The sequence below is a fragment of the Shinella sp. CPCC 101442 genome, assembly GCF_024704725.1.
In the GTDB taxonomy this organism is placed as follows: Bacteria; Pseudomonadota; Alphaproteobacteria; order Rhizobiales; family Rhizobiaceae; genus Shinella.
In genome coordinates this window covers 1-2,703 of the sequence record NZ_JALIQS010000023.1, presented here as the reverse complement: position 1 = coordinate 2,703, position 2,703 = coordinate 1, and the positions used below count along the sequence as shown (strand labels likewise).

The 2,703-nt window shown below is 62.8% G+C and carries 3 protein-coding genes; all 3 read left to right on the top strand.

All coding sequences use genetic code 11. The features are described 5' to 3' along the window. The first annotated feature begins 17 nt into the window (after nucleotides 1–17). A complete protein-coding gene (locus MUO32_RS29215) occupies nucleotides 18–890 on the top strand; it encodes a carbohydrate ABC transporter permease (protein ID WP_257951887.1) in 873 nt (290 codons plus the stop codon). Nucleotides 891–902: 12 nt separating this feature from the next. Next, nucleotides 903–1,727 carry a carbohydrate ABC transporter permease gene (locus MUO32_RS29210; RefSeq protein ID WP_257951886.1) on the top strand — a complete coding sequence of 275 codons (825 nt, stop codon included), beginning with the start codon at nucleotides 903–905 and terminating at the stop codon, nucleotides 1,725–1,727. Nucleotides 1,728–1,753: 26 nt separating this feature from the next. Further along, nucleotides 1,754–2,703: ABC transporter ATP-binding protein (locus MUO32_RS29205; protein ID WP_257951885.1), on the top strand; the 950-nt coding region annotated here is incomplete at its 3' end.

Sequence of the window (2,703 nt, the reverse complement as noted above, 5' to 3'; positions counted from 1 at the left end):
ACGGGGAGGTTATGTTAATGGCGACGGAGAACACGCGCGGTTTGGCGCGGATGATGTTGGCGCCCTCTGTTGGGTTGCTGTTGATCTGGATGATCGTGCCGCTTGCGATGACGCTGTGGTTTTCGTTCCAGAACTACAATCTCCTGAACCCGGCCAATGTCAGCTGGGCGGGCCTGTTCAACTACCAGTATTTCTACACCGACCCGGCCTTCTTTCAGTCGATCTGGAACACGCTGCTCATCGTGGTGGGCGTGCTGGCCATCACCGTCATCGGCGGTGTCGGCATCGCGCTCCTGCTCGACCAGCCGATGTGGGGGCAGGGCATCGTGCGCATCATGATCATCTCGCCCTTCTTCGTCATGCCGCCGGTGGCGGCCCTGGTGTGGAAGAACATGATCATGCATCCCGGCTACGGCGTGCTTGCCGATATCAACCGGGCCGTGGGTCTCCAGCCGGTCGACTGGTTTGCGCAGTACCCGCTGTTTTCGATCATCATCATCGTCGCCTGGCAATGGCTGCCCTTTGCCACGCTCATCCTGCTCACCGCGCTGCAATCGCTCGACGGCGAGCAGAAGGAAGCCGCCGAGATGGACGGCGCCGGCTTCGTGTCGCGCTTCGTCTACCTGACGCTGCCGCATCTCGCCCGCTCGATCACCGTGGTCATCCTGATCCAGACGATCTTCCTGCTCGGCGTCTACGCGGAAATCCTCGTCACCACCAATGGCGGGCCGGGTTACGCCTCCACCAACCTGCCGTTCCTGATCTATCGCACCGCGCTCCTCGGCTATGACGTCGGCGGCGCCTCGGCCGGCGGCATCATCGCCGTCATCCTCGCCAATATCGTCGCCTTCTTCCTGATGCGCGCCGTCGGCAAGAACCTGGACAAGTAAGGGGATACGACCATGGCTAGAGCCGTTTCGACACGACGCACCGTCGTCTTCACCATCGCCGCCTGGATCGTCGCGCTGATCATCTTCTTCCCGATCCTCTACACGATCATCACCTCGTTCAAATCCGAGACCGAGGCGATCAAGGGCTTCAACATCATCCCCTCGGGCACGATCGAGAGCTATGCGGCCGTGCAGGCGCAGAGCAACTACTTCAAGTTCTTCCTGAACTCGGTGATCCTGTCGCTCGGCTCGACGCTCCTGGCGCTGCTGATCGCCGTGCCCGCCGCCTGGTCGATGGCGTTCTCGCCGACCGCCAAGACCAAGGACATCCTGATGTGGATGCTCTCCACCAAGATGATGCCGGCGGTGGCCGTGCTCGTGCCGATCTACCTGATCTTCCGCGACTTCGGCCTGCTCGACAGCCGCATCGGGCTGACCGTCATGCTGACCATGATCAACCTGCCGATCGTCATCTGGATGCTCTACACCTATTTTAGGGAGATCCCCGGCGAGATCCTGGAAGCCGCCCGCATGGATGGCGCGTCGCTGTGGGGCGAGATCGTCTATGTGCTGACCCCGATGGCGGTGCCGGGCATCGCGTCCACCATGCTGCTCAACATCATCCTGGCCTGGAACGAGGCGTTCTGGACGATCCGCCTGACGACGACCAATGCAGCACCGCTGACCGCCTTCATCGCCTCGTTCTCCAGTCCGCAAGGCCTGTTCTGGGCAAAACTCTCGGCGGCCTCGACGCTCGCCATCGCGCCGATCCTGATCATGGGGTGGTTCAGCCAGAAACAGCTTGTCCGCGGCCTCACCTTCGGCGCCGTGAAGTAACGAACAAAGACAGGGGAGGAACCACCATGGGCAAGATCATCCTGAAGAAAGTCAACAAGTCGTTCGGCGCCACGCAGGTCATTCCGGGCATCGACCTGACCATCAACGACGGCGAGTTCGTCGTCTTCGTCGGCCCGTCGGGCTGCGGCAAGTCCACGCTGCTGCGCCTGATCGCCGGCCTTGAGGACACCACCAGCGGCACGATCGAGATCGACGGCCGCGACGTCACCGGGGAAGCGCCGGCCAGGCGCGGGCTTGCCATGGTGTTCCAGTCCTATGCGCTCTATCCGCATATGACGGTGCGCAACAACATCGCCTTCCCGCTGAAGATGGCGAAGATGGATCCGGCGGCGATCGACAAAAAGGTGACGGAGGCGGCGCGCGTGCTCAACCTCACCAACTATCTCGAGCGCCGTCCGGGCCAGCTGTCCGGCGGCCAGCGCCAGCGCGTGGCGATCGGCCGCGCCATCGTGCGCGAACCCTCGGCCTTCCTGTTCGACGAACCCCTGTCGAACCTCGACGCCGCGCTGCGCGGCACGATGCGGCTGGAGATCAGCGAGCTGCACCACCAGCTGAAGACCACGATGATCTATGTCACGCACGACCAGGTCGAGGCGATGACCATGGCCGACAAGATCGTCGTGTTGAATGCCGGCAATATCGAGCAGGTCGGTTCGCCGCTCGATCTCTACAACAAGCCCGACAACCTGTTCGTCGCCGGCTTCATCGGCTCGCCGCGCATGAACTTCGTCAAGGGCGAGGCGGCCAAGCCGTACGAGGCCCCGACCGCCGGCATCCGCCCCGAGCATATCAGGCTTTCCAAGGAGAGCGGCAGCTGGAAGGGCCTCGTCGGCGTCGCCGAACATCTCGGCTCCGACACCTTCCTGCATGTCAATGTCGAGGGCATCGGAACGATGACCGTACGCGCCGACGGCGACTTCCCCGTCACCCACGGCGATACCGTATGGCTCACGCC

Excerpts from the sequence above, each read along its gene's own strand:
- MUO32_RS29215 (WP_257951887.1), top strand. The coding sequence starts at position 18 with ATGGCGACGGAGAACACGCGCGGTTTGGCGCGGATGATGTTGGCGCCC.
- MUO32_RS29210 (WP_257951886.1), top strand. The coding sequence starts at position 903 with ATGGCTAGAGCCGTTTCGACACGACGCACCGTCGTCTTCACCATCGCC.